Source organism: Thiomonas intermedia (genome assembly GCF_002028405.1).
GTDB classification, from domain to species: domain Bacteria; phylum Pseudomonadota; class Gammaproteobacteria; order Burkholderiales; family Burkholderiaceae_C; genus Thiomonas; species Thiomonas intermedia.
Genome location: NZ_CP020046.1, coordinates 669,683 through 695,399, shown reverse-complemented (window position 1 = coordinate 695,399; position 25,717 = coordinate 669,683). Strand labels below are relative to the sequence as shown.

The following is a 25,717-nucleotide window of genomic DNA, read 5'->3' as shown; positions in this document are numbered from 1 at the left end:
GCCTTCAGCGTCGACCACCGGTGCTGAAGAATCCCGCGCTCGCAGCGCTCACGCGATGGGCGGCGCAGCACCCGGACTTGGTCCCGGCGGGACGTATCGGCATCGCCTTCAGCGGCGGAGCCGATTCCACGGCCCTGCTGTGGGCCGCACGCGAACTCTGGGGTCAGAAGCGCCTCTGCGCGCTTCATGTCAATCATCAATTGCAAGCGTCTGCCGCAGCCTTTGCGCATCATTGCGCCCAGGCCTGCTTCGACCTTGGCGTGCCCTACGCGGAGGCCGTTCTTCAGGTGGAGGTGGTGCCCGGTGCGAGTGTGGAAGAGGCTGCGCGTGAGGCCCGCTACCTGGCCCTGTCCGAGCTTGCGCAGGCGCAGAACTGTGCGCTCGTTCTTTTGGCGCAACATGGCGATGACCAGGCGGAGACCGTCCTGCTGGCGCTGTTGCGCGGTGCGGGGCCCCGTGGGCTGGCAGCCATGCCTGCCCAGATGCAGCGACACGGCTGCACCTTTGCGCGGCCCCTGCTGGAGTGCGGGGCCGCGGAGTTGCGCCACTGGCTCAAGGCGCACGATGTGTCCTTCCTCAATGATCCGATGAATGCGGACCCGGCGTTTCGCCGCAGTCGCATCCGGCATGAACTGGTGCCCGTTCTGGCCAGACTTGAGCCGGCCTATCGCCAGACGTTGGGTCGGAGTGCTGCCTTGTGCGCGGCAGCGGACCGGCAGATCCAGGAGCGTGCATCCCAGCATTTGCGCGATTGCCTGCAGCCCCAGGGCCTGCATCTCGCCACCCTGCGGGCGCTGGGGGGCGCTTCGGCAGGCGAAGTCTTGCGGCTCTGGCTGCGACAGAACGGGCAACGCCTGGATCGTGCTCGCACCGACGAACTCGTGCGCCAGATCCTGCGCACAGAGCAAGGCGCGCATCGGCTCGAACTTCGGCTGCCAGCCTGTGTTCTTCAGCGCCAGGGCGCATTTTTGCTTCTCAGCAGAGGAGAGGCTGCTCCGTAGAGGGCATAGAATGCGAGGCTTTCTGCGAAACGGTCGGGCGTATCGTGCGCCGGGCAAAGCAGCTTTCGCAGCTCTCGAACGCATTGCTCATGGCACTCATTGTCCAGAAATACGGCGGCACCTCGGTGGGTTCTGCCGAACGGATCAAAAACGTCGCACGGCGCGTGGCCAAATGGCACGAAGCAGGGCATCAGGTTGTGGTGGTGGTGTCGGCCATGTCCGGCGAAACCAATCGCCTGATCGCGCTGGCCAAAGATATTCAACCCCAGCCCGACCCACGCGAGCTTGACGTCGTGGCCTCCACGGGCGAACAAGTCACCATCGGACTTCTGGCAATGGCCTTGCAGGCCCTGGGTCGCAAGGCCCGCAGTTATACCGGCGCTCAGATCGCGGTGCATACCGACAGCGCCTTCGCCAAGGCACGCATCGAATCCATCGATGCCGACAAACTCAAGGCCGACCTGGCCCAGGGCGTCGTGCCCGTGGTAGCCGGATTCCAGGGCGTGGATGCGCACGGCAACATCACCACCTTGGGTCGAGGCGGGTCGGACACCTCGGGCGTGGCTCTCGCGGCGGCCTTGCAGGCCGACGAATGCCAGATTTACACCGATGTCGATGGTGTCTACACCACCGATCCGCGCATCGTTCCCGAAGCCCGCAGGCTCGACACCATCACCTTCGAGGAAATGCTGGAAATGGCCAGCCTGGGTTCCAAGGTGCTGCAGATACGCTCGGTGGAATTTGCAGGCAAGTACAAGGTTCGCCTACGCGTGCTTTCCAGCCTGACTCCCTGGGACTTGCCGTTGGAACTGGAGTCGCGCAGCGGCACACTCATCACCTTTGAGGAAGACGAAAACATGGAACAAGCCGTGGTGTCGGGCATTGCCTTTGCCCGCGACGAAGCCAAGATCATTGTGGTCGGCGTGCCTGACCGGCCGGGCATCGCCTATCAGATTCTCAGTGCAGTAGGCGACGCCAACATCGAAGTCGACATGATTCTGCAAAACCAGAGCGTGGCCGGCTTCACCGACTTCACCTTCACCGTGGGGCGCGGCGATTACGCAAGGGCGCTCGATATCCTCAAGACCACGGTGCAGGGCCATATCGACGCCAAGGAAATCCTCGGTGATCCGAAAGTGTGCAAGGTTTCCATCGTCGGCATGGGCATGCGTTCGCACGCGGGGGTGGCCAGCAAGATGTTCCGCACCCTGTCGGAAGAAGGTATCAACATTCAGATGATCTCTACCTCGGAAATCAAGGTGTCGGTGGTCATTGAAGAGAAGTACATGGAACTGGCCGTGCGTTCCTTGCACAAGGCCTTCGACCTGGAACAGGCGGCTTGAACCAAAAAGTTCGACTGCGGTGGCAGTCAGGGTTGAATGCGTGTAATAATTGCCGACTTTGCTGAACGTGTGTCGTCGCAAGCAACGACGCAAGCAAATGGAGACGTGACCGAGTGGCCGAAGGTGCTCCCCTGCTAAGGGAGTATGCGCCAAAAGCGCATCAAGGGTTCGAATCCCTTCGTCTCCGCCAAAATTAAGTGTTAAGAAGTCCAAGGAAGTCCGAAAAACCCGCTGTTCTCCTCTGAGGCAGCGGGTTTTTTGTTTGCCGAAGTCCGGCAACGTCTTTTGACATCCGGCGCCAGTAGGGGGCATTATCTGGGGCATCGAAGCAAAACACCTGGGGGCATCGTGTTCTGTCCCCTGAAGGAAGCCGAAATGCCGTTGACTGAACCCGCCTGCAAAGCCGCCCATTGTCCCGAAGGCAAGCCCTACAAACGCCACGCCGATGCGGGCGGCCTGTACCTGGAGGTGACCAAGACCGGCGCGAAGCTATGGCGCTGGAAATACCGGGCAGGGGGCAAGGAAAAGCGCCTCGCCCTGGGGGCATATCCCAAAGTGAGCCTGAAAGACGCTAGGCGAGCCAGAGACGAAGCGCGGGCGCTGCTCGATTCTGGCGCTGATCCTGGCGAGGCGAGACAGGACGCCAAGCGCGCCCGGCTGGCCTCTTCCGATCTGGCATTTGAGAAGGTGGCGCGCGCCTGGTGGGAGCACTGGCGAGCGACGAAAGCAGAGCGACATGCGGGCTATGTGATCGCCAGGCTTGAGGCTGACGCCTTCCCGGCCTTCGGAGAAAAACCCGTCAACGAGCTGACCGCCCCGGCCTTTGTGCGGCTGGCAAAGTCCATCGAAGAACGGGGCGCGGCGGACATTGCCCGGCGCGTGCTGCAGACCTGCGGCCAGGTCATGCGCTACGCGGTGGCGCATGGCCTGACGGATCGCAACCCCGTTGCTGACGTGAAGCCCGGCGACGTGCTGCGGGCGCGTAGGCAGGTCAACTTCGCCCGCATCGAACTGTCCGAGCTGCCCGAACTGCTGCGCCGGATCGAAGGCTACACCGGCAGCCCGTTCACCCGCCTGGGCTTGAAGCTGATGGCGCTGACCTTCGTGCGTACTGGCGAGCTGATCGGCGCCCGCTGGCAAGAGTTCGACTTGACGGCGGCGCAGTGGCGCATTCCGGCCGAACGCACCAAGAGCCGCCGTGAACATCTGGTTCCCCTGGCGCCGCAGGCCATCGAAGTGCTGCGCACCCTGCAGGCCGTACATGGCAACGACCCGGTGCGCTGCACCGGCGCAGCCCTGCTGTTCCCTGGGGAGCGCAAGCGGTCAACGCCCATGAGCAACAACACCATGTTGAAAGCCCTTGAGCGCATGGGCTACAAGGGCCGCATGACTGGCCACGGGTTCAGGGGTGTGGCGTCAACCGCCCTGAACGAAATGGGCTACAGGCCTGACGTGATCGAAGCCCAGCTTGCACATGTCGAGGAGAACCGCGTGCGAGCGGCTTACAACCATGCGCGCTACGCGGCTGAGCGGGTGGCACTGATGAAGGATTGGGCGAACTACTGCGACGCCGTGCGCCAGGGCGGGGCCGTGATTCCGCTGCGGGCCGGTGCCGCGTCATTCGCAGCCTGACCGGCCCGGCGTGCAAAAACGACTGAGGACACTGAGGACAAACCCCTGAATCGGTCTGCAGGCCGCATGAATGCAGGGTTTGTGAGGATTTGGAGAACTGAGGACAAAGTGAGGACAAAGCGAGGACATTGAGGACAAATTCATAGTATTTACCCTTACCAACTTTCCCCGCCGCCTGCCTGTTTTCCTGGAATGGCCGTAGCCTGCAGCGCGAAACAGCTTTCCCCGCGCCCCCCGCCGCTGCCGGGCGCACGCATCAACCACCGAAGGAGCGCCCCATGCTGCAAATCATCGACCCGACCGACCGCACACCCCCGGCCGACAACAGCAAAGCCCTGAGCGCCGCGTATGAACACTTCCTCGAACTGGCCGCCCTGATCGAAGGCGCTGCCCTGCTGTTGCGCAGCGAACCAGACGGGGAGGGCGGGACGGCTGCCGAGCGCGTGCTGGCCGTGGCGCAGCGCGTGGCAACCGACTACGCCGATGCAGCATGGGAAGCGGCAGATGCGGGGCGCGATGGGAGCGAGGCATGACCGCAACGCCCGACACCCCCGCCCTCCCCCCGCGGCTGCTCGACCTCTTCGCTGCCGGATACCTTGAAGCCGCCTATGCCCACCAGGCCAAAGACAGCGAGTTGATCCAGTACACCACCGAAATCAAGGTTCGGGCTGAGCGCCGCTGCGGGGAGCTGCTGGCGCGCACGGAAAAACACGGCGGCGGCAAGCCGACAGAAAACCGGTCGAACGATGCGACCGGTTTCGCACCGACCCTCTCGCAGATGGGCCGCACCCTGACACGCGCTTGCGAACACCACCATGCCGAGCTGTATCTAGGCGCGGATGGGCGGGCGTACTACCTGTCCGACTGGCCTGCAGCGCAGTCCACGCAAGAGGCCGCAGATTGAACGAGTCCATCAAACGCGCGTGCGCCACCGTGGCGCATATCGAGCGCGGCCCGAAGTCCATGCGTCTGTGCATTGACGAGGCGCTGCGCTGGGCGCAGCATGAAAAAGAGACCGACCCGGCGCTAGACCGCCTGAGCAAGCACGCCCAATCGCTCGCCACCACACTAGACCTCAAGAGCGATGCCATACAGAGCCGCATCGTCATCGCCGCGCACCAGACCGGGATCGACCCCGATGCTCTGGTGGAGGCTGTGCGGCGGCTCGACTGGGCCGCCCAGATGCGCGTGAGCAACCTGCCACCGGTCGAGGGCGCGCAGGGTCGCACACCCTTCACTCGTTTCGTGCGTGCCCTCGACAACCTGACAGCCCGCGTCTACGACTTGCAGCAGCTGCCTGATGAACTGGTTGCCGAACTGGCGAACGATCTGCTCAAAGACTCACGCCCGGCCAGCGACGTGCGGCTGTTGCGCGCCCGGCCCTACGCTGACGAGGCGGGACTGGAAATAGGCGAGATCGTCCCCGCCGCCCCGGTGAAATAGGGCACCCCGAAAAAGCCCGGTCTATTTTTCGACAGCGGTAGGCTGCCCCCGCAAAAATCTGTTCATCAACCGATGGGAGATTTTGCGATGCACACAAATCCGAGTGTTTCCACTGAGCGCCTGTTGCGCCTGCCCGATGTCGAGGCCATGACCGGCCTGCGCCGCAGCGCGCTGTACGCGGCGATGAAGGAGGGGAAATTTCCGCCCTGCGTCAAACTCGGCGCCCGCGCTGCGGCTTGGCCTGAGAGCGAGGTGCAAGCTGGATTTCCGCCCGCATCCGTGCGCCGCGAGGGAGCGCCAAATGAGCGCCGCCCGGCCTAAAAGCAAGTCGCCATCTCTGCCCGGCGTGCAGGTCTACCGGGCCGAAGACCGGCCCGAAAGCGCCCGCCTGGTCGAAGCCGCACAGCGCGCCGTCGAGCGTAGCCTGCCGACCAGTTTTGTGCACGATGGCCGCGTCTACGCGCTGCAGGTGCTGCCCGTGCGCTTTGGTGTCATGGTGTTCGACCGGCCCGGCGATTTGGTGCCGAAGGTTGCGGCCATTGTCGGCTCGGTGGAGGCCGTCTGAATGCGCCCGAACCTCTCAGCCGAACGCCCCCCCGCAGCAAGAGTGTTCTTTGACCCCGTGGCCGCGCTGCTCGAACTCCTCGATCAACAGGGCATCGCCCCCGCCGATCGAGAGGACATCGCGGCTGACGGCGTGCTGCGCCGTTTTCGCATCGAAGGCGACCGGCGCGGCACCCTCAACGGCTGGGCGGTGCTGCATTCTGACCACGGCGCCGCAGGCAGTTGGAAAACCGGGGCAAGCTGCACCTGGTCGAGCAAAGCCACCAGCCGCATGACCCCGGGTAATGTCCCGCCGAGTGGTGTAAGTCTTTGGTGCGGTGAGCTGCGAAGGGCGTAGCCCGGAGCAGCTCACCGCGCGCCGGTCGTCCCTGGAGATGGGGGTGGCCATCGTGAAGTCCGGATAAGGTTGAGGTGCGACCCACCAATCCTTGTCTGAAGGAAACCACGATGACCCACGCCACTATCGCATTGACCGAGCTCGCTGAGAAGGGGGCCGATGTCGACGTGCTGCGCCAGATGGTGCAGTTCATGGCCCAGCGCCTCATGGAGATCGACGTGGAGGGGCGCTGTGGCGCCGGCTACGACGAGAAGAGCGCCGCCCGGCTCAACAGCCGCAACGGCTACCGTGACCGCACCTGGGAGACTCGTGTCGGCACGGTCGAGCTCAAGATCCCCAAGCTGCGCCAGGGCAGCTACTTCCCCGAGTTCCTGGAGCCGCGGCGCACCGCCGAGAAGGCCCTGACCGCCGTCATCCAGGAAGCCTACGTGCAGGGCATCTCCACGCGTTCCGTGGACGACCTGGTCAAGGCCCTGGGCATGAGCGGCGTGTCCAAGAGCCAGGTCTCGCGGCTGTGCGGCGAGCTCGACGAGCAGGTCGGCGCCTTCCTCAACCGCCAGATCGAGGGCGACTGGCCCTACCTGTGGATCGACGCCACCTACGTCAAGACCCGCGAGGCCGGCCGCATCGTCAGCGTGGCCGTGATAATCGCCGTCGGCGTCAACACCGAGGGCCAGCGCGAGGTGCTGGGCATGAAGGTCGGCGCCTCGGAGGCCGAGCCGTTCTGGACCGACTTCCTGCGCAGCCTCAACCGCCGCGGCCTGCGCGGGGTCAAGCTCGTCATCAGCGACAGCCACTCTGGTCTCAAGGCGGCGGTCGCCAAGGTCCTCAAGGCCACCTGGCAGCGCTGCCGCGTGCACTTCATGCGCAACGCCCTGGCCCATGCCGGCAAGACGCAGCGCCGCATGGTCGCGGCGGCCATCGGCACCGTGTTCGTGCAGGACACGGCCGAAGCCGCGCGAACGCAGTGGCGCACCGTGGCCGACCAGCTGCGAGAACGCTTCCCCAAGCTCGGCGCCCTGATGGACGAGGCCGAGCACGACGTGCTGGCCTTCATGACCTTCCCGAAGGCGCACTGGGCGCAGATCTACTCGACCAACCCGCTCGAGCGCCTGAACGCCGACATCAAGCGCCGCACCAACGTCGTGGGCCTCTTCCCCAACGACGCGGCCATCACCCGCCTGGTCGGCGCCATGATGCTGGAGCAGAACGACGAGTGGTCGCTGAACCGCCGGTATATGCAGCTTGAAGGCCTTCAGTCGCTCTGCGATACTGCCCCGACTCGGCTGTCCGCTGTGGCACGCTGAGTACCGTGTACCTCAGCCTGTCCGGGCTGTGGACCTACACCACGTCGCGGGACGCGACCTGACCCCGCAGGAAAGACAGGCGCACGTCCAACAAATCCGGCAGGCCACAGCCGCCGCACAGCGACAACGCGAGGCCGTACAGACCGAGGCCGCAGCTCGGGCCGATGCGCTGTGGATGGCCGCACGCCCGGCAGATCGGAACCATCCCTATCTCGCCCGCAAGCGCATCGCCGCAGGGCCTGCACGGCAGTCTTGCGACCTGTTGGTGCTCAGAATCGAGAACACACAAGGCGAGACGCGAAGTCTGCAGTTCATCGGCGCTGATGGTGGCAAGCGTCTGTTATCTGGTGGCGCAAAACGCGGGAGCTTCATCATCGTGGCCGGCGCCCTGCCCGCTGACTTGATCGTCATTGCCGAGGGCTTCGCCACCGCCATGACGGCGGCGTCACAGTTCCCGGGCGCCGCTGTGCTGGCCGCCATCGACGCGGGCAATTTGCAGCCGGTTGCCGTGGCGATTCGGGGTCTGTGTTCTGTCGCCAAAATCATTGTCGTTGCCGACGACGACCGACTGGTTGAAGGCAATCCCGGATTGACCAAGGCTCGCGCTGCTGCCGCCGCTGTGCACGCAACGCTGGTGCGCCCGGCCTGGCCGATCAGCGCACCGGAGAGCCTGACCGACATCAACGACCTAGCCGCATTCATGCAGCAGGAGGCTGCAGCGTGAGCGCGCTCCCGATGGTGACAGAGACGCCAGCGGATCTCGCGCCGCCGAGTGCGGCAGAGACGGTGTCGGGGCTTGATCGCTTCCGCGTGGACGATGGCGGTGTGTGGTTCCAAGAGCGCGACAACGAAGGCCGCCCGAAGCCGCCGCTATGGGTCTGCAGCCCGCTCGAAGTCACGGCGCTGACCCGCGATGCCAGCAGCGCCGATTGGGGCTTCTTGCTCGAGTTCACTGACCCCGCAGGCCACCCGCGCCAGTGGGCAGCGCCCGCAAAAATGCTCGCAGGCGATGGCGCCGAGTTTCGTGGCGTGCTGCTCTCGCTGGGTCTGCGAATTTCCACGGCGCCGCGAGCGCGCCAGTTGCTGGCAACCTATGTGCAGACGCGCCGACCCGATGCCCTAGCGCGTTGCGTTGACCGCGTGGGCTGGCACCCCGGCGGGGTCTATGTGCTACCCGACGAAGTGCTTGGCACTGCGGATGAGCGCCTGATTTTTCAGGCCGAGACTGCCACAGAAAACACCCTACGCCAGCGTGGCACCCTGGCGCAATGGCGCGACCGCGTGGCGGCGCCCGCAGTAGGCAATAGCCGGTTGACGTTCGCCATCAGCACGGCTTTTGCGGGCATGGTGCTGCGCCCTTCCGGCGAGGGCGGCGGCGGGTTCCACCTGGTGGGTGCATCGTCTTCTGGCAAAAGCACGGCGCTGCGCCTGGCCGCATCGGTGTATGGCCCGGCGGCGTATGTGCAGAACTGGCGCGCTACGGCAAACGCCATCGAAGGCAGCGCCGCCGCGCATTGCGACCGCACACTGATCCTCGACGAAATCGCACAGATCGACGGCCGTGAAATTGGCGAGTGCAGCTACATGTTGAGCAACGGCACCGGCAAGGCGCGTGCCACCCGCACCGGCCAGCCGCGCCCGAGGCTGCAGTGGCTGCTGATGCTGCTGAGTGCAGGCGAAGTTGGTATTGCGCAGCATATGGCGAGCGTGGGCAAGACTGCCCGCGCCGGACAGGAGCTGCGCCTGGTCGATTTGCCAGCCGATGCCGGGGCGGGCATGGGTGTGTTTGAAAAACTGCACGACTTCGACAGCCCGCAGGCCCTGGCACAGCATCTGGGCAAGGCTTGCGACGCCTACCACGGCACTGCGGGGCGGGCATTCCTTGAGCACATCGTGAGCAGTGCAGACACCTTGCGAGAGCACATGCGCGTCGCCCTTGAGCACTACACATCGCAGTGGGTGCCAGAGGCCGCAAGCGGGCAGGTTCACCGCGTGGCCCGGCGCTTTGTCGTGGTGGCCGCAGCGGGCGAGCTGGCGACCACGGCGGGCTTGACCGGCTGGCCTGCGGGCGAGGCCGAACGCGCCGCCCGCCGTTGCTTTGAAGACTGGCTCTTGACCCGTGGCGGTCTGGGCAATTCAGAAGACCTCCAGATGCTGCGGCAAGTGCGCCGCTTCCTGGAACTGCACGGTGAAGGCCGTTTCACCGATTGGGCACGCGCCGACGATGACCATGCACCGCGCACCCTGAGCCGCGCCGGGTTCCGCAAGGCCAGCAAGGACGCGGCGGGCGACGTGGAGCATTGGACGTTCTACATCCTGCCCGAAGTGTTCCGTGTCGAAGTGGCGCAGGGCTTCGACCCGAAGGCCATGCTGCGGGTGCTGCGTGACGCCGGGCACTTGCAGCCTGACAAAGGGCGCCCATTCGATTGCCGCCCCCGCCTGCCGGGGCTGGGCAAGGCCACGGTGTATTGCATCGGCCCGAGCATTTTTGAAACTGTGGAGGACTGACCATGAACCCCCTTGTGAAAATTTTTGCACCACTGATCGCCGCGGCAGATCAACGCACCATCCGCTTCCTGCTCGACACCCTCGACGGCCGAGAAATGGACGCGGAAACGATCTGCGTTCTGCGGGCCGATGTGCTGCCCTTGATCAAGTCTCGCCTCTACATGCTGCGCGCCATACAGCAGGAGCAAGCGCGGCAACAAGATCAAGGTGAGATCGAAGAGACACAGCCCCAGCTGCTGCTGCATTGAGTTTCACACATTAGGAAATGTTCGTTATAGTGGCCACGCTTCCCTCCCAGCCCACGGCTTGGAACCGGAAGCAAGGATTGCGGTTGTTCCCACGGAACGGCGTGCGTCAAAAGGCCATTTTCAAACGGCCTGGGCGCACGCATCCTGATGGCGCCAGGCCACACATAAAGGAACCGCATCATGAATGAGAGCAATCAACGCACCAAGCCCACTCACGGCCGCCGGCGCCTCCAAGAAGACGAATACATCAAGGTGGCTGCATGGGCCGCCAAGCGCGGCGAGCAGATGCCCACGGCAAACAACCTCAGCAGCAAAACCGAGATGCTCGAAGCGCGCAATGCCTATCGGCGCTTGGTCAACATCGGCGTTGAGGAAGCAAAATCGAACCTCGAAAAGCCAGGCCTCGCGGGAATCGAGGAGAACGAGAAAACGCTCGACGTTGTCGAGCTGCTCGGGGTAATGGTCAACGATGTGCAGACCCTGCTGAACCACAAGGAGATGGCCAACAGAGTCGGGAGCGACACCGATAGCACCTGGAAGTCGGCAACTGGCAAGCCGGTGCGCGCGCTCAGGCGTGGCGACAGCATGGCCGCCGAGACGATGGCAATTCCTCCCGGCTTCGGCTTTGGCGAGTTTGTCTCAGCCTTGGTGAACGGCACGCAAAACCCGGCTGTGCGCAATGCGCTCTCCGAAGGCTCGGACAGTGCGGGTGGCTTCACGGTGCCAGTCGGCTTGACCCAGCAACTGATCGACTACATGCGTGCGCGCACGGTGTCGATTCAGGCGGGTGCAATGACGCTGCCGCTCGATGGCGCACAGACCACCATTGCACGGGTTGTCGCCGATCCTCAAGCGTCCTGGCGTCTGGAGAATGCGCCGGTCGGTGAAAGCCAGCCGACGTTCGGCGGTATTGTGCTCAGGCCGAAGAGCCTGGCCGTTCTGGTCAAGGTGAGCCGGGAACTGATGCAGGACAGTCTGAACGTGGAGCAGGCGCTGCTGCAGGCGTTCGCTGGCGCTATGGCGGTGGAGGCCGACCGTGCTGCGCTGTTCGGGGCTGGCACTGCCGGAACGCCGCTGGGCCTGCTCGGAACCGTGGGCATCAATCAGGTGAGCATGGGGACGAATGGTGCGCAGTTGCAGAGTTTTGACCCGCTGCTCGACGCAGTAATGGCGCTTGAATCGGCGAACGCGGCGGCGCCTACCGCGATGATTCTGCACCCCCGCACGCGCCGCGCCATCAGCGGTTTCAAGGACACCAGCGGGCAACCTCTGCGGGCACCTCAAGCCCTGGAGCAGTTGCCCGGCCTGGCAACCACCATCGTCCCTGTGAACCAGACGCAGGGCACCGCAGCGAATGCTTCGTGCATTCTGATGGGTGACTTCTCACAGATGATCTTCGGCATCCGGCAGGAGCTGCGCATCGAAGTCCTACGGGAGGCTTTCGTGACCAACCTGCAGTACGCCTTTCTGGCGCATCTGCGCATGGATGTGGCGATTGCACAGCCCGCGGCGTTTGCCGTGGTGAGCGGAATTACTCCGTAAGGAGTGAGGTGAACCCGCCCGGAAGGCGGGTGATGGCACAACTCGTGGGTGTGCCAGAGTAAAAAACTGCGAGACTTGGCAAGCGCCAGAGAAGTGGCGCTGTGGTCAAGACTACCCGCCCTCGTGGCGGGTTTTTATTGGGCGATGTGGAGGTGTGATCGACCCATCTGCGCCGGGCGCAGGGGCGGGGGATGGAGAGATTTTTCTGCGCTGCACAATGCTGCCATTCACGGTTTTCCAGCAAAAAGAGGGGCGCGCGCCCTGTCCGCACAAGTGCAGGGAAGTCCAGTTGTCCTCAGTGTCCTCAGCAAAATAGCGTTTGTCCTCAACCCAAATGAGGACATAAAAATATAAATAAATCAATAGTTTACAGCATTTTTTTGGCCTGTCCTCAGTGTCCTCAGTGTTTTTTGGTAGGAAGGGAAAAGGGCGGGGCAAGGCGTCCGCATTTTTTTTGCAACGCAGCAGGATGGCGACAGATCACATAGACGACACCAGGGGGGGTAGGAAAAGGCTGGCATCCTTACCCCCTAGACCGTGCCCTAGCCGAATTTTTGCGGGGTTGGGTTTCTGGGGGGGGGTTAAAAGTTGTAGTTCGGCTTAGCGCGAGTTTCTGTTTCAGTGTGGCAGCTGAGAGCGCGCCACCCTCGAACCTCGACCAGTCCTGCCGCTTGCCCGCGCTACCTTGGGGGCATCGCTGGGGGATCGGAAAAAACAAAATTCAAAAATAACTTGCAGATCAACGAAATACGAAGAAAGTCGCAATCCCTTCGTCGCCAGAGCAAGAGCCTAAGTGATTGATTCACTTAGGATTTTTTATTTTCTGCGATGCGCTGCCCACAAGATTGCCCACAAAATACCATCGTTGGCCGGTCGGCCCGCCAACATGCCCGCCCAGATTGACGGGCTTCGTATTTAGTGTATAAATCGATAGATACGTATTTTTTTCGACAAAAATGCGGCGCGCAGCTTGATGCGCAAGCAAAATGCGCTACTATTGCAACCAGACCGGCCGAGGCACACAGCCGGGCGCACCCGAGGATCTTCGCCAGGGGTGCGGGCACTAGAGTTTGGACGCACTCCATAGGGCCCGTCCCCCGCGACGCGGGGCAGGCGGGCGACACCCTTCGCGGGGTGAAGTACGCCGCGTCCGCCTTTTGCCCTCGTGCCAGGGTTCTCCGAAGGGGGAACCATGCCTTCATCACACAGCCAAGCGGCGGGCCTCGCCACCGCCGCCGAGGCGGTGGCCTACCTGCGCCTGAGCAGGACCACCCTCCACCACCTCACCCGACGGGGCGCGCTGACGCCCGTGCGCATCGGGCGTGCCCTCCGCTTTCGCTGGAGCGACTTGCGCCGCCTTGCGGGCGAAGGGGGGCAGCCGTGACGCCCCGCGCCTGGAACGTGGCCTGCGCGCAGGCCCTGCCACCCCGCGCAGCCGAGGCGCTGCTGCTCGCGAGGCAGTTCGACCGCGACCGCGACTGCGACGCCGCCGCAGCCTGGCTGATGGCGACCGACCGCCCCGACGCCGCCCCCGCTGCCCTGGCCCGTGCTCTGCGAGCTCAAGCCCGGCGCGACCGCCGGGCAGGCGGTGCGCATGGCCCGGCTTGGTTCGCCTCGCCGTCGGAATGGTGTGACGCCTTTGGACAGCAGGGCGGCGACGACCCCGCCGAATTGGTGGCGGCCTGCCAAACCCTGGCCCTGCGCCCAGGGGTGGTCGCAGCGTTCGCCGAGCGCGAGCCGGCCTCTGACACCAAGGTGCTCGCAGAGCGCGATGGCTGCACGCGTCGCCGGGTGCAGCAGTGCCTGGCCTACCGCCGCGGGTTGGAGGGGCAAGGCCAGGGGGTGCTGCTGTGAGTCACCCCATCCAAACCACGCTCGTGCCACACCTCGGCGCCGTGCGCAAGGCGCCGACCACATCCAAAACTAGCGCGGCATGGCGCGCTTCCTGTCCCCTGCACAACAAGCAGAACGAGGACTTGAGCATCGCCATCGGTAAAGATGGCGGGCCGCTCCTTTTTTGCCATTGCCGACATACTCCTGACGAAGTGCTGGCCGAGCTCGGACTGGGCTGGTCTGACCTGTACCCCCGCGTCACCGACCCGGCCATGCCGGGCAAGGGCAACGGTGGACCCGGCGCCTGGGTCAGCCTGGCGGCGGCGGTGGAGGAACTGATGCAGGCCCATGCTCGCCTGCTGGCCTGTGTGCAAGGCGGTCAGCTTGTGGGCGGGCTGGAGGCCATGATCGACGCTGGCAGGGCGGCGGAGTTGGTGAAACAGATCGCACGCAGGGCGATGCGGGAGGGGAAATGAGCAAGATGCCCACCACAAAAAGCAAAGCCCAGCCTGCGGCGCTGGTGCAGGCTCACGATCAAGAGCTGACGGACGTCTCAAACGCCGATCGATTTGCCTTTCGATTCGCGGGGCAGCTGCTGTACGTGCCTGCGCGCGGACAGTGGATGGAGTTCGTCAACCATGCCTGGCAAGCTGACACTCTCGGGTGGGTGACCCAGCGCGCGATCGCCGTCACACGCGACATGCTGCTCGAGGCCAGCAAGCTGGCGATCGAGGCAGCCCAGACTCGCGACAAGGCCATGAGCGGCGTTCTGGCCGCCGAGGCGAAGGCGCTCCTTGAGCACGCACGTAAAACCCAGCAGAAGCCCAGGTTGGACGCGATGATTGCGATCGCGGCCACCGACCCACGCATGGCCGTTGAACAGGCGCGGCTGGACTCTGACGACTGGCTGCTGGGCGTCCAAAACGGGGTGGTGGGGCTGGGTGAGACCACCGCGTTTCGCTCAGGTCAGCCCGGCGACCTCATCACCCGGCAAGCGGGTGCCGAGTGGCGTGGCGGCGACGAAGACGTGGCGTGCCCCAACTGGGAACGATTCCTTGAGCAAGTCCAGCCCGACCCGGACGTGCGGCACTGGCTGCAAAAGTTCGTCGGGTACTGCCTCACCGGCAAGACTTCGGAGCAGCTGTTCCTCGTGATGCATGGCACGGGCGCCAACGGGAAATCGCTGTTCGCAGAAATCGTCAAGTGCATGCTGGGCACCTACGCCCAGACGGTGCAGTTTGCGACCCTCACTGAGCGGGACCCCAATGCGATCCGCAACGACCTGGCCTCCCTCGACAAGGCCCGGCTGGTGGTCGCCAGCGAAGGCCCGGATGGCGCGCGGCTTGACGAAGGCGTAGTCAAACAGGTGACAGGCGAAGACGCCCTCACCGCGCGGTTCCTGCACCGGGAGTTCTTCACGTACAAGCCGAAATTCAAAGTTGTGCTAGTGACGAACCACAAGCCCGTGATCACAGGGACGGATCACGGCATCTGGCGGCGGGTGGTGCTGGTACCGTTCCCTGTCACCGTGCCCGAGCAAACGAAGGACAAGGGGCTTCTCGACAAGCTGACCGCCGAGCTGCCGGGCATCCTGGCATGGGCTGTCGCCGGTTTCCACTCATGGCGGGAACAGGGGCTGGGCAATTTGCCCAAAGCGCTCGTCATAGCCAACGCCGAATACCGGCGCGACAGCGATGTCCTGGGACTTTGGATCGAAGACCACTGCATGCTCGATTCATCGCCGCAATCGTTCGCCAGCACGGCTGACTTGTACAAGTCGTACTCGACATGGGCCACCGGCATGGGCCACCGGCCCATGAGCAGCAAGTCTCTCGGCGATCGACTGCGCGAACGCGGCCTCACCCCCGGCAAGCAACGCGGCGAGCGCGGCTGGCATGGCGTCCGGCTCAAGACCCCCGCCGACTGAAGCCGTTCACGTCTCCACCAGGTTCCCGCCGACCTTCCCGGATTGGACGGATGGACGGATTGGACACGTTTTCCAGGGTTTTCTCCATGTTTTCTCACATGAGCCAAAAACCCCCAAACATCCGTCCAATCCGTCCATCCGTCCAAAGTCCAAAAGCAAAAAGCACGGCGCGAGGGCGCGCCGCCAAACCCATCCGCGCGCAGAAAGATTTCTCTCGCGCGTTGCTTGGTTGTTGCGGGCCGCCCTCGGCCCGTGCATTTCGCCGGCTGGTGAATAGGTACATGGGCGCCCTGCCCATCTACCGGAGTTCACCACCATGTCCAAGTTCAACCTCGCCAAGCTCAAGCTCCTGCCCGCCCTGCTGGGCTGGGCGTTTCTCTTTGTTGTCCTCGCGTTCCTTGCTGCCATGTGCATCCCTAACGCCCACGCCGCCGACGCCGTGTCCACCCCCAACTCGCTGACCTGCGCGGCTCACAAGAAATTCTTGGGACTGCGCGACGGATGGGATTGCACCAGCGCCGGCAGCACGCCGCTGACCATCACCGCGCCGAAAGACATGCCCTTCAAGTTCTGGTGCACCGGCCCCGCCAGTTCTCCCGCAGAGTGCAAGGGCGTTGACCCCCAGGTGGTGCAGTCCCCAGCGTTCGCCCTGGTGGCCCAGCCCGCCGACCTCGATCTGGCGTTGAAGTGCCATATCACACCGCCGTCTCTCCAGGCCGTGTGCCAGGTAGCTGTGAAGGTGAAGGTCGAGAAATGAAAGCCATCGGTCGCCACATGTGGCGGCTGCTGTTCCCCCAGCGGCTGCCTGACCTGCGCCGGTCGGCGCTGGTCATCCACCCCTATCAGCCCCCTTCACCCAAGGAGAAACGCCATGTCCACACTCAACGCCCTGATCAAAAAACGTGCCGCACTGGAGGCCCGAATCGATGAGGCCCAGCGCCTCGAAAAGCGCAAGGGCGAAATCCTCACCCTGCTGGAAAAGCACGACCTGCTCGACCTGACCGACGCGCAGATTCTGGCCGCGCTCTCGCCCAAGCCCGAGCCGTCCACATCCAGTCCGACCCACCCCTTCAACAGCCCCGGAGACACGGCATGAGCACCAACATTCCCCGCATGACCCGCGCGCAAATCAACGCCCGCGCCGAGGCCAAGCAGCAAACCGTCCTCGACTTCCTTTCTTCCGGCGAGGTCTGGACCACGGCCGTGCTGCTGCAAATGTTGCTGGGCCTGAGTGTCCGCCGCGTGCATGCCCTGGCCCACAGGATGGAGCGTGACGGGCTGCTGAAGTCCGCTCGCGTCGAAGGCTTCGGCAAGCTGCAACTCGCCTGGGGCATCACGCCCACCGGACTCGCGTTTTCAGAAAACGCCGCGCCCGACTGCCCTCGATTCGAGAGCCTGCCCAGCCCGCAGTTCATGCAGCATCATCTCGACACCCAACGCGCTCGGCTGCAAGCTGAGGCCGCAGGCTGGACGTGGGAGCCGGGCAAGTTGCTCTATGCCAAAGGCTGGCAAAAGGTGCCCGATGCGCTGGCGACCAGTCAGCAGGGCGAACGCGTCGCCGTCGAGATCGAGCGCATGATCAAGACGCCACTGCGTTATCAGCAGATCATCCCCGCTGCACTGAAAGACATTAAGGCGGGCCACTATGCCCGCGTGCAATACCTCAGCCCGCAGGGCAGGGCAGATGCGGTAGAGCGCGCGCTGCGCCGTGTCGAGGCCGTCAAGGTCGGCGGCGAATCAGTGAAGCTGACGCCGCAGCACTGGGCGCGGTTCAACTTCAAGAATCTCGCCGACTGGCCCGAGACAGGAGCGCAGAAATGAAGACCCTGTTGAGGTGGCTGGGCCTCGTTCTGTCGCTCATCGCCGCTCGGGTTTTGATCGCTCTGGCGATCTTGGCCGGAGTGCTTTTCTTGATCGACGCCGGGCTGCAATCGCTCGGCTTGCCGATGCCGACGCAGCAAGAAATCGCGCAGCGTTTGCAGCCCGCGCTGCAAGAGTTGGGGCCAGTGTGGCAGCGGGTGCATGGCGCCGTCGCACCGCCCGCCGCCACGAATTCCGCACCGGCGCCTGCCGCAGCCCCCGCACAAAACCCGCCTTGACCTTCGCGCGTTTCGTGTTGACGGCCCGCCCTCGGGCCGTGCGGTTTCGCGCATCGCCCTTGCCCGAAAACGTGAGCGCCTCCCGCCCCACGATGCGCCGCATGCCCCGCCACGCCGCCGCCGCAGGGCAAGGCGCGTCTGTGGGCTTGCCAGAGTGCGCCCAAGGCACGGTGTCCCCAAGAGGGTCGGTGAGGCTCGGGCTGCGCCCTCGGCCCGGCTGGACGCCGGGCAGACCTCACCTGATCGCTAGGGCGATCCCCCTCTTGCTGCCCCCGCAAGACGGCGACGGCACCCCCCTCGGCTGCGCCGAGTGGGTGGGCGGCAGTAGCCCCCGACTCGCCTTCGGCTCGGCCCTTCGGGCTGACCTGTCCGCTACGCGGCCAGATCATCGGCGTCTACTGCCGCCCACCCACTCGCCTTGCTCGTGGGGCTTCGGGACGGGGGAGGCAAGGGGCGCGCCGGATTCGCTGCGCTCACCCGTCACTTCCCTTGCTTCCCCCTCGCCCGTCATGCACTCGCCTTTGGCTCGTTCATGCCGTGCGCCCTTGTCCTCGCCCCGCCTGTCGGCGGTTCTCGGATCGGCTCTCGTCTCGCTGCCGCTCGACTCGCCCGACCTGCGTCACGGCACTCGCATTCACTCACTCACCTGCGGCTCGCTCGTTCATGTCTCGTGTCCGTTCCTTGTGCCGTCGGGGCTTCGCCCCCACCGGAACCGGCACGCTGGGGCATCAGATATCAAAGTGGGAGTTCCGAGCATCGGCAAATGCCGTGAACGCCCAGTTTTTATGGGCTTTCCAGGGGTTCCTCAGGGCAGCAAAAGTAGGTGGACAAATGAATAAAAGAACGCCGGGGTTGCACCAACAGCTCAGGCCGGCCGGAGTTGTCACTTTTCGGCATAAAGGAGCCAGCCATTTTCGGCACATAGAGACCAGCCGGAGGGTCTCAAACGGGCATCATTCGGTTGTGGATTTTGCCTTTATTTGATGTCTTTTGGTTGATTGGATCTCTGGGTTTTGGTTGGCATTGCGTTGGGCATCTGGCGTGGCGTGCGGTAAGACTGGCCATCGAGCACGAGGCAATAGGCGTTGTGGCGCAGGCGGTCGAGCGTGGCGGAGGCCAACAAGGGGTTGCCTGGGAAGGCCTGATCCCACTCGGTGAAGTCCAAATTGCTGGTGACGATGGTGGTCGTTCGTTCGTAGCGCTCGGCGATGAGTTCATGCAGATCCTCGTCGGCCGGTGCGCGCAGGGGCTTGAGTCCGAAGTCATCGATGATGAGCAGGGGAATACGGCTGAGCGCCTGCAGTTTGCGTTCGTAGGCATTGGTCGCACGCGCGGCGTGCAGGGACTGCGTGAGGGCCGAGCAACTGGTGAAGAGCACATCAACGCCTTGGCGGATGGCGCAGTGGCCCAAGGCCTGTGCCAGGTGGCTTTTGCCAGTTCCACTGGGTCCGACGATCAACACAGGTGAGCATTCCCGCAAATAGCGTCCGGTGGCCAGGTCGTGCACCAGTGCGCGGTTGAGTTGGGGGAGCCGCTCGAAATCAAACTGCTCCAGGGTCTTGCTCGACCGAAACTGAGCCCGGCGGATGCGGGTGCTGAAGCGGTTCTGGTCGCGGCGGGCCACTTCATCGCCCATCAGCAGGGCCAGGAATTCCGTATAGGCGAGTTTGGATTCAATGGCTTGGCGGTTCCTGGCCTCCAGAGAATCCAGGATGCCGGACAAGCGCAATTGCTTGAGGTGTGGAACCAGTTCGGGAATGGGGATCATGGGTGAGTTGCTCCTTGGGGGGTTAATGCAGGAGGTCCTGCTGCGGGTTGTGGGCATTGGGGGTGAATAGGCTGGCGGCATCGCGTACGAACCGGGCCTTGGCATAGGCGGGCGCGACACTGATCTCGGGCATCGGCAGACGGTCGGCATTGCTGCTCAGGATGGTCTTGACGGTGCGGTAATACGGGCTGTTGTGGGCCATGGCACGCTGGCAGGCAAGCTCCAGACGTTGGGCGCCGTAGGTCCTGGCCAGGCCAACAACGCCCTGTGCTGCACGCAGCCGCTCCACAATCCGGTCGCCCAGCAGGCAGTCAATGATCTGCTGGCAGTACGGCCCGATTTGCAGCGCTTGCTCATGGAGCCATTGGCGGTCGCGCGCGAAGAACAGTTGCGCCTTGGGTGGCAAGTGGTCTGGCGTCGTGACGCGTTGGCCAGGACGCGTCCCGCGCGGGTGGGTGGCCACCAATCGGTAGTCTTCATAGAGGGCAACACAACCATCGTTGGCACGCAGCCACAACTGCTTGCCCACCAGCCCAAAGGGCGCGGAATACAGGGCGTTGTCAAACTTGACGTGGCAATCGCGGTGCAGCGTCACCCGCTGCCACACGCCCAAGTCCGGGGCCTGGGCGGGCAATGGCTTGAGCAGGGCTCGCTCCAGCGCAAACAAATCCAGGGGTTGTTGGCGGGTGGTGCCGTGAATGCGCTGCCCGGCTTCCTGTAATACCCAGGCCCGTACTTGGGCATTGAGGTCGGCCAGATCACGGAATTCGCGGGTGGGCAGGAAGTTGCGTTTGACGTATTTGACGCCTGACTCCACGATCCCTTTCTTCTGCGGGTCGTGTGGCGGACAGGGGTCAATCTTGAAGTCATACCCTTCAGCGCACTCTGCATAGGAGCGTTGCACGTGGGGATCAAACCGACAGGCCTTGATGATGGCGCACTTGGCGTTGTCGATGATGACGCGCTCGGGCACGCCGGCAAACCACTCAAAGGCGCGGCGGTGGCAGCCCAGCCACGTCGCCACTGTCTGGTCCCAGACGAATTCCACATACTGGTGGCGGCTGTGGCACAGGGTCATGACAAAGGCCCATGTGCGCCGGCGAAGGCCATCCGGGTGCAGCAGAAACGGGCCAGCACCGAAGTCGACCTGAGCAGCCTCGCCGGGTTTGAAGTTCAGCCGCACGGTGACATCCGTGCGCGGCTGCGCCCGGCTGATGTCGCGCATGAGGCGGTAGACGGAGGAGTAGCTGCCCTTGAATTGGTGATCGCGTACCAGCGCGGCATGGATGGCCACGCCCTCAACGCCCGCGTCCATCCAGCGCGCAATGAGCTCACGCCAGGGCTGGGCTTTGGAGATCGTGCTGACGGGGCGCCTGGCCACCGCGCTCAGACTCTGCGCAATCGTTTGGGCGTCAGGCGGCGGCCGATCCGGATCCAGCCAGCCCAGGCTCTGAGCGTGCTGGCGAAAGTTGGCCACCTTGACGCGGCCCATGAGCCCCAGGCGCGCTATCTCGCGGTCGCCATCACCCGCACGCAGTCGAATTAAAACGTTTCGGTATTCATGCATCTCGATCTTTCTGCGCCCCATCCGTTGCCCCTGAGCAAAAAGCTCAGAAGGTAACGGCGCTTGTGACGCGTTCGAGATGCCCGTCAAACCCCTTGGCTGGCTCCTATAGGCCGAAAATCAACTGGCCTGTATGTGCCGAAAACGCACTGGCTCGTATACGCCGAAAACGCGGTGGCTCCTATGTGCCGAAAACCGATTGGCCTATATGTGGTGAAAAGTGACAGGAGTGGAAGCTGCTGGCTGTGCGATGTGTTGGATGGTCATTTCTCCTGGTGTTTAGGTGTCCATCCTCGCGCGTTACAAGGCTTGCCCGATCACATCGTTGAAGTTTCGGGCCACGACATATCGCGCAGGATTTTCGCCGACGGCCAGCGCCTTGAAGTGCGCCTTGCCGCACTCGATCTTGGCGCTCTCCTTGTTGCGCAGGTCGTCGGTGAACAGGCTGCTCTTGGTCTCGACCACGAAGTACAGGCGCTTGGTGCCGTCCTTGTTGACCAGCACGGCCCAGTCGGGGTTGTAGTTGCCCAGCGGGGTGGGCACCTTAAACCAACCGGGCAGCTTGGCGTACAGCACCACGTCGTCGTCCTTCTCCAGGGCGTCGGCGAAGTCGCGCTCCGTGGCCGAGTCGTAGACCACATGCTCGTAGATCGAGCGTTTGGTGTTGCGCAGCATGTTGGTCAGGTAGCCGGTCAGCTCCTCGGTCTCGAACAGCTCCTGGGCCCAGACGGCGTCGTCGCCCAGGCGCTGGTAGCGGATGCCGTCCACCAGGGCCATGCGCTTGCAGCGGTTGATGATTTCGGCCGCCTGCTCGATGAACTGCTGCGGGTTGCGCTTGAAGTCGTCCAGCCGCTCGCACTCGGTCAGGATCTTGACCAAGGTGCGCCGCGTCAGCTGCGTGCGGTCCTGCAGGTCGGTCAGCAGGTCGGGCAGCTCGATGTCGGCCTCGTCCAGCGTCACGGTGTAGGCGCCTTCCTTCTCGCGCGCCTCCACGCCGGCCTTGCCAATGCCGATCTCCGCCTTGCGCCACTGCAGCCGGGCGCGGGCGATGTGCAGGTCACGGGTCAGCGCGGCCGTGCAGTCGCGAATGAGCTTGTCGTTGTCGAACTGCACCCGGTACGTGGTCTTGTGCTTGATGCGATCCCACAGCGCCTTGAAGTCCTCGCTCAGCGTCACGGCCTTGCCGTCGGCACCCTTGCGCAGCGGCACGGTCTCGCGGTCATCGCGGTTCTTCACCTCCACGCGGCCGGTCACCTTGCGCAGCAGCTCGGCCACCTGGCCCCGGTAGGGCTCGAACGCGTCCGGCAAGGCCAGCTTGCCGTCCTTCAGCGCGACCTTCAGCGAGTCCTGCACCTTGCCCTTGGCGTCGATGTGTCCGGCAGCGCGCAGGTGGTCCCACAGGGCCTTGGACTGGTCCACGCCCAGCGGGGCCACCTTGCCGTCGGGCGTGGTGATGGCGATGGTGGCGAACTGGTGCTGCTCGACGATGCCGAAGCGGATGCCCGTGTCGGCCTCGATCTCTTTCTGCAGCTGGTCGGCGAACTCCTGGTACGACTCGGTGGCAATCACCGTCAGCCGGTTCACGTCGTGCCCGTAGACGCGCTGCCCGTCCTGGTTGACGCACAGGCGCAGGCCCCGGCCCAGGGTCTGGCGGCGCTCGCGCTCGCTGCCCATCTCGCGCAGGGCGCAAATCTGGAAGACGTTGGGGTTGTCCCAGCCTTCCTTCAGGGCCGAGTGGGAGAAGATGAACTTCAGTGGCGCGTCGAAGCTGAGCAGCTTCTCCTTCTCCTTCATGATCAGGTTGTAGCCGCGCTCGGCGTCGGCACGGCTGGTCTCGTTCTTCAGGCCGCCTTCCTTGTCCAGCTCGGGGTCGGCCCAGCGGCCCTTTTTGTCGATGGAGAAATAGCCGTCGTGTACGGCGGCGGCTTCTTGGGCCAGATCCACCTCGCCGAACAGGCTCTGGAAGGCCGGCAGCTTGGCCGCGCGCCGGTACTCTTCCTCGAAGATGCGGGCGTAGTCGCCCTTCACCGGGTTGCCGTCCTTGTCGTACTGGCGGTAGCGCGCCACCGACTCGATGAAGAACAGCGAAAGCACCTTGATGCCCTTGGGCCGCAGCAGCTTCTCCTTCTCCAGGTGCTCCTTGATGGTCCGCCGGATCATCTCGCGCTGCACGGCTAGGGCGTCGACCTCGCCGTGGGGCTGGCCCAGGGCCAGGTAGTCCTCACCGCCGGGGTAGCGCAGTTCCATGAACTCTTCCCCCTTGGCGGTGTTGATCTCGCCCACGCGGAAGCCGGCGTACACCGCGCGCTTGGCCAGTTGCTCCAGGTCGTCGCCGTCGTTGACGGTCAGCACCTGCGGCTTGGCGCCGGTGGCCGTCTGCACGTGCAGCTCCACCTTGGCCGAGATGCCCTTCTTGTTGCTCACCTCCAGCAGGCGCACGTAGGGCTTGTTGAAGGCGTCCTCGATGGTGGCCGCAGCCACCTCGATCTGCTTGACCAGCTTGCGCTCGTAGGCGTCCACCGCGTCCAGCCGGTACACCATGTGGTGCTTGTTGGCGTGGGTGGCCGAGTAGCGTAGCGTGCACAGCGGGTTCATCGCGTCCAGCGCGGCCTTGCCGGCGCCGCTGAGGCCGCCGTCCACACTCTGCGGCTCGTCCACTATGACGATGGGCCGCGTGGCGCGGATGAGGTCGATGGGCTTCTCACCGCCGGTCTTCTCGCTGTCCTTGTAGAGGTTGTTCACCTCCTTCTTGTTGATGGCGCCCACCGTCACCACCATGATTTGGATGGTGGTGCTGGTGGCGAAGTTGCGCACCTGGCCCAGCTTGCTGGAGTCGTACAGGAAGAAGTCCACCGGCACGCCGGCATACATGCTCTTGAAGTGCTCCTCGGTGATCTGCAGCGACTTGTAGACGCCTTCCTTGATGGCCACCGACGGCACCACGATGACGAACTTGGTGAAGCCATAGCGCTTGTTCAGCTCGAAGATCGTGCGCAGGTAGACGTAGGTCTTGCCAGTGCCGGTCTCCATCTCGACCGTGAAGTCGCCCGATGCCAGCGTGCTCGACGGCGCAAGGCCGTTGCGCAGCTGCACGCTGCGCAGGTTGTCCAGCAGCTGGTCATCCACCAGGGTCAGGCGGTTGCCCAGGCCCAAGTCGGTGTCGGCCACGCCCAGCGTTAGCTGCTGGTCGGGCAGCTTCATGGTGACGGTGAACTCAGTGCGGCAGATCTCCTGGCCTCGGAACAGGTCGCAGACCGACTCGATAGCCTGGAGCTGGTAATCCAGGTTGGGTTCGAAGTGGAGCTTCATACTTATAAATCAATCACTTACGGATGCACTCCGTAGCAGGGGCGCTAGAAGCCGCAGCGTGGGTTGTGGAGCCTGGAACAGGCGCAATGGCGCTTGTGGAGTCCAACGAAACAAATGAACTCCGCAAAATGCGTTGTGCTTGTTGGCGGCTCCACAAGCTTCAAGCGCCTGCGTCACAGTACGTTCCGACCTTCCGCCAAGTTGATCAGCCGGGGAAAACACAGCGTGGCCGACCGTCGCCCGGCGCCCGGCTGGATCTCCCGCAGGATGCCGGCATCGCGCAGCTGTCGCAGCAGGGCAGGCGCGGTCTTCTCGTGGATGCCATGCTCGTCCGTCAGCCGCTGAGCCAGCTCCGAGGTCCGGAAGATGGGCTTGGAGAAGATGGCATCCAGCAGGTGCACCGTGTACTGGGAGTGAGTTGTCTCGTGGATTGCGAGCTTCATCTCTTCGTACAGCGCCTGGATGGCAGCCACCCGCTGTGCGTTCTGCGCCGCCTGGGTTGCGGTCGCCCTCAGGAAGTACGCGATCCAGTTGTTCCAGTCGTTCTCGGCCGAGATGCCCTTGAGCCGTAGGTAGTACTCGTCGCGGTGATTCTCCAGATACTCAGACAGGTAGAACATCGGCTGCGACAGCACCTTCTTCTGGTACAGGAAGAGCGGGATCAAGATGCGTCCGATCCGGCCGTTGCCGTCCTTGAAGGGGTGCAGCAATTCGAACTGGGCATGCACCACCGCCGTCTGGATCAGGAAGTCCATATCGTCCGAATCCAGGTAGGCCTCCCACGCGCGCAAGTGGTCCGGCAACTGCACCGGGTTCGGAGGCACGAAAGTGGCCTCCTCAATGGTGCAGCCCATCTTGCCGATCCAGTTCTGGTCCAACCGGAACTCGCCGGGCGTCTTGTCTTGGCCGCGCACACTGCTCATCAAGGTGCGGTGCAGCTCGCGCACGAAGCCCAGACGGATGGGGTAGTCCTTGAGGTATTCGCGCGCCTGGTACAGCGCCTTGCGATAGTTGGAGATCTCCTGAATGTCCTCGAACTTCTCGCCCTCCTTCAGCAACCCAGCTTCTTGCTCCAGCACCTCGTCCACCGTGGCCTGGGTGCCTTCGATCTTGGAAGACAGCACGGCTTCTTGAGTGGTCAGCGGTGACAGCATCACCGCTGGGTTGGGGATGCCGGCAAGCAGCCCGTCATAACGGGCGAGTGCGGCGTTGGCCTGCCCGACCAGGGGCAGCAACTGGCGCCAGTCCAGATCAGTCAGCGGCAAAGCGTGGGGCTCGAACGGATGCATGCT

The 25,717-nt window shown here is 64.0% G+C and carries 26 protein-coding genes and 1 tRNA gene; 23 read left to right on the top strand and 4 right to left on the bottom strand.

The genetic code is table 11. The annotated features are described in order from the left end of the window. Positions 1-20: 20 nt before the first annotated feature. The 23 genes from tilS to BVH73_RS03060 all read left to right on the top strand — a co-directional run bounded on the left by tilS (position 21) and on the right by BVH73_RS03060 (position 17,784). Positions 21-1,001: a tRNA lysidine(34) synthetase TilS gene (tilS, locus tag BVH73_RS03170; RefSeq protein ID WP_079416019.1), complete on the top strand. Its 981-nt coding sequence runs from the start codon at positions 21-23 to the stop codon at positions 999-1,001. A gap of 89 nt (positions 1,002-1,090) precedes the next feature. After that, positions 1,091-2,344, top strand: a complete 1,254-nt coding sequence (locus tag BVH73_RS03165) for an aspartate kinase (protein WP_079420281.1) — start codon at positions 1,091-1,093, stop codon at positions 2,342-2,344. Positions 2,345-2,443: 99 nt separating this feature from the next. Then, a tRNA-Ser gene (locus BVH73_RS03160) sits at positions 2,444-2,534 on the top strand. A gap of 185 nt (positions 2,535-2,719) precedes the next feature. Further along, entirely contained in the window at positions 2,720-3,976 is a 1,257-nt protein-coding gene (locus BVH73_RS03155; RefSeq protein ID WP_079416017.1) for a tyrosine-type recombinase/integrase, read from the top strand. 278 nt (positions 3,977-4,254) lie between these two features. Then, positions 4,255-4,509, top strand: a complete 255-nt coding sequence (locus BVH73_RS03150; protein ID WP_079416015.1) for a hypothetical protein — start codon at positions 4,255-4,257, stop codon at positions 4,507-4,509. Beyond that, positions 4,506-4,880 (top strand): hypothetical protein, encoded by a 375-nt coding sequence (locus tag BVH73_RS03145; protein ID WP_079416013.1) that lies wholly within the window; start codon positions 4,506-4,508, stop codon positions 4,878-4,880. Before BVH73_RS03150 ends, BVH73_RS03145 begins: the two co-directional genes overlap by 4 nt. Continuing rightward, positions 4,877-5,419 carry a hypothetical protein gene (locus BVH73_RS03140; protein WP_079416011.1) on the top strand — a complete coding sequence of 181 codons (543 nt, stop codon included), beginning with the start codon at positions 4,877-4,879 and terminating at the stop codon, positions 5,417-5,419. Before BVH73_RS03145 ends, BVH73_RS03140 begins: the two co-directional genes overlap by 4 nt. 87 nt (positions 5,420-5,506) lie before the next feature. Beyond that, positions 5,507-5,740: a helix-turn-helix transcriptional regulator gene (locus tag BVH73_RS03135; RefSeq protein WP_079420279.1), complete on the top strand. Its 234-nt coding sequence runs from the start codon at positions 5,507-5,509 to the stop codon at positions 5,738-5,740. Continuing rightward, positions 5,721-5,984, top strand: a complete 264-nt coding sequence (locus BVH73_RS03130) for a hypothetical protein (RefSeq protein WP_079416009.1) — start codon at positions 5,721-5,723, stop codon at positions 5,982-5,984. The genes BVH73_RS03135 and BVH73_RS03130 overlap by 20 nt, the downstream gene beginning before the upstream one ends. 42 nt (positions 5,985-6,026) lie before the next feature. Continuing rightward, a complete protein-coding gene (locus BVH73_RS15685) occupies positions 6,027-6,320 on the top strand; it encodes a hypothetical protein (RefSeq protein WP_154048410.1) in 294 nt (97 codons plus the stop codon). 110 nt (positions 6,321-6,430) lie between these two features. After that, positions 6,431-7,627 carry an IS256 family transposase gene (locus BVH73_RS03120; protein WP_079416005.1) on the top strand — a complete coding sequence of 399 codons (1,197 nt, stop codon included), beginning with the start codon at positions 6,431-6,433 and terminating at the stop codon, positions 7,625-7,627. 28 nt (positions 7,628-7,655) lie between these two features. Next, positions 7,656-8,351, top strand: coding sequence for a toprim domain-containing protein (locus tag BVH73_RS03115; RefSeq protein WP_154048409.1), 696 nt, complete (start codon positions 7,656-7,658; stop codon positions 8,349-8,351). Continuing rightward, positions 8,348-10,135, top strand: coding sequence for a DUF927 domain-containing protein (locus tag BVH73_RS03110; RefSeq protein ID WP_154048408.1), 1,788 nt, complete (start codon positions 8,348-8,350; stop codon positions 10,133-10,135). The genes BVH73_RS03115 and BVH73_RS03110 overlap by 4 nt, the downstream gene beginning before the upstream one ends. 2 nt (positions 10,136-10,137) lie before the next feature. Then, a complete protein-coding gene (locus BVH73_RS03105; protein WP_079415999.1) occupies positions 10,138-10,383 on the top strand; it encodes a hypothetical protein in 246 nt (81 codons plus the stop codon). 180 nt (positions 10,384-10,563) lie between these two features. After that, positions 10,564-11,925 carry a phage major capsid protein gene (locus tag BVH73_RS03100; protein ID WP_079415997.1) on the top strand — a complete coding sequence of 454 codons (1,362 nt, stop codon included), beginning with the start codon at positions 10,564-10,566 and terminating at the stop codon, positions 11,923-11,925. Between the two features lie 1,192 nt (positions 11,926-13,117). Beyond that, on the top strand, positions 13,118-13,309 hold the full coding sequence (locus tag BVH73_RS03095; RefSeq protein ID WP_079415995.1) for a helix-turn-helix domain-containing protein: 192 nt from the start codon (positions 13,118-13,120) through the stop codon (positions 13,307-13,309). Next, positions 13,306-13,779 (top strand): hypothetical protein, encoded by a 474-nt coding sequence (locus BVH73_RS03090; protein WP_079415993.1) that lies wholly within the window; start codon positions 13,306-13,308, stop codon positions 13,777-13,779. The genes BVH73_RS03095 and BVH73_RS03090 overlap by 4 nt, the downstream gene beginning before the upstream one ends. Positions 13,780-13,901: 122 nt before the next feature. Next, on the top strand, positions 13,902-14,234 hold the full coding sequence (locus BVH73_RS03085) for a hypothetical protein (RefSeq protein ID WP_154048407.1): 333 nt from the start codon (positions 13,902-13,904) through the stop codon (positions 14,232-14,234). Then, entirely contained in the window at positions 14,231-15,685 is a 1,455-nt protein-coding gene (locus tag BVH73_RS03080) for a DNA primase family protein (protein ID WP_079415989.1), read from the top strand. The genes BVH73_RS03085 and BVH73_RS03080 overlap by 4 nt, the downstream gene beginning before the upstream one ends. 316 nt (positions 15,686-16,001) lie before the next feature. Then, positions 16,002-16,442: a hypothetical protein gene (locus BVH73_RS03075; protein ID WP_079415987.1), complete on the top strand. Its 441-nt coding sequence runs from the start codon at positions 16,002-16,004 to the stop codon at positions 16,440-16,442. Between the two features lie 114 nt (positions 16,443-16,556). Further along, positions 16,557-16,781, top strand: a complete 225-nt coding sequence (locus BVH73_RS03070) for a hypothetical protein (RefSeq protein WP_079415985.1) — start codon at positions 16,557-16,559, stop codon at positions 16,779-16,781. After that, the gene (locus tag BVH73_RS03065; protein WP_079415983.1) at positions 16,778-17,506 is read left to right on the top strand and encodes a hypothetical protein; all 729 of its coding nucleotides are present in this window, start codon (positions 16,778-16,780) and stop codon (positions 17,504-17,506) included. Before BVH73_RS03070 ends, BVH73_RS03065 begins: the two co-directional genes overlap by 4 nt. Then, positions 17,503-17,784: a hypothetical protein gene (locus tag BVH73_RS03060; RefSeq protein ID WP_079415981.1), complete on the top strand. Its 282-nt coding sequence runs from the start codon at positions 17,503-17,505 to the stop codon at positions 17,782-17,784. The genes BVH73_RS03065 and BVH73_RS03060 overlap by 4 nt, the downstream gene beginning before the upstream one ends. Before the next feature lie 976 nt (positions 17,785-18,760). Here the strand turns inward: BVH73_RS03060 and istB are convergent. The 4 genes from istB to BVH73_RS03040 form a co-directional block, all read right to left on the bottom strand. Further along, positions 18,761-19,552 (bottom strand): IS21-like element helper ATPase IstB, encoded by a 792-nt coding sequence (istB, locus tag BVH73_RS03055; RefSeq protein WP_079415568.1) that lies wholly within the window; start codon positions 19,550-19,552, stop codon positions 18,761-18,763. A gap of 22 nt (positions 19,553-19,574) precedes the next feature. Continuing rightward, positions 19,575-21,119: an IS21 family transposase gene (gene istA / locus BVH73_RS03050; RefSeq protein ID WP_079420231.1), complete on the bottom strand. Its 1,545-nt coding sequence runs from the start codon at positions 21,117-21,119 to the stop codon at positions 19,575-19,577. A 297-nt stretch (positions 21,120-21,416) separates the two neighbouring features. Continuing rightward, positions 21,417-24,425 carry a type III restriction-modification system endonuclease gene (locus BVH73_RS03045; RefSeq protein ID WP_079415979.1) on the bottom strand — a complete coding sequence of 1,003 codons (3,009 nt, stop codon included), beginning with the start codon at positions 24,423-24,425 and terminating at the stop codon, positions 21,417-21,419. A gap of 173 nt (positions 24,426-24,598) precedes the next feature. Continuing rightward, on the bottom strand, positions 24,599-25,714 hold the full coding sequence (locus BVH73_RS03040; protein WP_079415977.1) for a Fic family protein: 1,116 nt from the start codon (positions 25,712-25,714) through the stop codon (positions 24,599-24,601). Between the last annotated feature and the right edge of the window lie 3 nt (positions 25,715-25,717).

Coding starts and splice junctions, on each gene's coding strand:
- BVH73_RS03105 (WP_079415999.1), top strand. CDS start 10,138: ATGAACCCCCTTGTGAAAATTTTTGCACCACTGATCGCCGCGGCAGAT.
- BVH73_RS03040 (WP_079415977.1), bottom strand. CDS start 25,714: ATGCATCCGTTCGAGCCCCACGCTTTGCCGCTGACTGATCTGGACTGG.
- BVH73_RS03060 (WP_079415981.1), top strand. CDS start 17,503: ATGAAGACCCTGTTGAGGTGGCTGGGCCTCGTTCTGTCGCTCATCGCC.
- BVH73_RS03120 (WP_079416005.1), top strand. CDS start 6,431: ATGACCCACGCCACTATCGCATTGACCGAGCTCGCTGAGAAGGGGGCC.
- BVH73_RS03165 (WP_079420281.1), top strand. CDS start 1,091: ATGGCACTCATTGTCCAGAAATACGGCGGCACCTCGGTGGGTTCTGCC.
- BVH73_RS03135 (WP_079420279.1), top strand. CDS start 5,507: ATGCACACAAATCCGAGTGTTTCCACTGAGCGCCTGTTGCGCCTGCCC.
- BVH73_RS03080 (WP_079415989.1), top strand. CDS start 14,231: ATGAGCAAGATGCCCACCACAAAAAGCAAAGCCCAGCCTGCGGCGCTG.
- istA (WP_079420231.1), bottom strand. CDS start 21,119: ATGCATGAATACCGAAACGTTTTAATTCGACTGCGTGCGGGTGATGGC.
- BVH73_RS03095 (WP_079415995.1), top strand. CDS start 13,118: ATGCCTTCATCACACAGCCAAGCGGCGGGCCTCGCCACCGCCGCCGAG.
- BVH73_RS03150 (WP_079416015.1), top strand. CDS start 4,255: ATGCTGCAAATCATCGACCCGACCGACCGCACACCCCCGGCCGACAAC.
- BVH73_RS03145 (WP_079416013.1), top strand. CDS start 4,506: ATGACCGCAACGCCCGACACCCCCGCCCTCCCCCCGCGGCTGCTCGAC.
- BVH73_RS03045 (WP_079415979.1), bottom strand. CDS start 24,425: ATGAAGCTCCACTTCGAACCCAACCTGGATTACCAGCTCCAGGCTATC.
- istB (WP_079415568.1), bottom strand. CDS start 19,552: ATGATCCCCATTCCCGAACTGGTTCCACACCTCAAGCAATTGCGCTTG.
- BVH73_RS03155 (WP_079416017.1), top strand. CDS start 2,720: ATGCCGTTGACTGAACCCGCCTGCAAAGCCGCCCATTGTCCCGAAGGC.
- BVH73_RS03075 (WP_079415987.1), top strand. CDS start 16,002: ATGTCCAAGTTCAACCTCGCCAAGCTCAAGCTCCTGCCCGCCCTGCTG.
- BVH73_RS03065 (WP_079415983.1), top strand. CDS start 16,778: ATGAGCACCAACATTCCCCGCATGACCCGCGCGCAAATCAACGCCCGC.
- BVH73_RS03070 (WP_079415985.1), top strand. CDS start 16,557: ATGTCCACACTCAACGCCCTGATCAAAAAACGTGCCGCACTGGAGGCC.
- BVH73_RS03100 (WP_079415997.1), top strand. CDS start 10,564: ATGAATGAGAGCAATCAACGCACCAAGCCCACTCACGGCCGCCGGCGC.
- BVH73_RS03130 (WP_079416009.1), top strand. CDS start 5,721: ATGAGCGCCGCCCGGCCTAAAAGCAAGTCGCCATCTCTGCCCGGCGTG.